This is a genomic window from Kocuria sp. CPCC 205263 (assembly GCF_040981075.1).
GTDB lineage: Bacteria > Actinomycetota > Actinomycetes > Actinomycetales > Micrococcaceae > Kocuria > Kocuria rosea.
This window is the reverse complement of the sequence record NZ_JAVKPV010000078.1, coordinates 1-536: the sequence shown is the minus strand read 5'-3', so window position 1 is coordinate 536 and position 536 is coordinate 1. Positions and strand designations below refer to the sequence as shown.

Here is a 536-nt window from a genome sequence, read left to right as displayed (position 1 = left end):
ACCTTGGTGACCCCGTACACCCCGTAGTTCTCCGCATGCACCTTGGCGATGACCGCGGTCGTGGCCGCGTCGCTGACCGATCGCGCTGAGGGCGGGCGGGTCTTGGCGGCGTAATAGGTGCTCGGGGCGACCTGCAGAACCTTGCAGATCGGCTCGACCCCGTACTCGCCCTTGTGGGCGTCGATGTAGGCCACTACCTGTGGTGTGGGCGGTCGAGCTCCGCGATGCTCCTATGTCAAGCCGCAACCTCGAGAACTGGTTCCGGACCAGGGCGATGCCTGAGGTCGATTGGTGACTCCTTGGCCTTCTCATCGGCGCGCAGAGCGGCGAAGACTCGGTCCGAGATCCTCCGTCGTAGCAGTCGCATTGCTTCGGTGTGGGTCTTGCCGCGGGCCAATTGCTTGGCCACGTAGTCCGCTCCTTCGTAGCCCAGCCTCTGCTGGGTCACGGCGGCCATGTGCAGGGCGGTGTTGATCGTACGATTGCCGCCGCGGTTGAGACGGAACCGCTCGTGGTTGCCGGACCATACCGGGATC

General features: G+C 64.9%; 2 pseudogenes and 1 other annotated feature. Both pseudogenes read right to left on the bottom strand.

From position 1 onward, the window contains the following. Positions 1 to 68 precede the first annotated feature (68 nt). Positions 69 to 221: pseudogene (locus RF647_RS19230) on the bottom strand (IS3 family transposase); the annotation flags it as partial. After that, positions 123 to 229: a sequence feature (AL1L pseudoknot), on the bottom strand. It overlaps the preceding pseudogene by 99 nt. A 6-nt stretch (positions 230 to 235) precedes the next feature. Continuing rightward, positions 236 to 536 (bottom strand): annotated as a pseudogene (locus tag RF647_RS19225) (hypothetical protein); the annotation flags it as partial.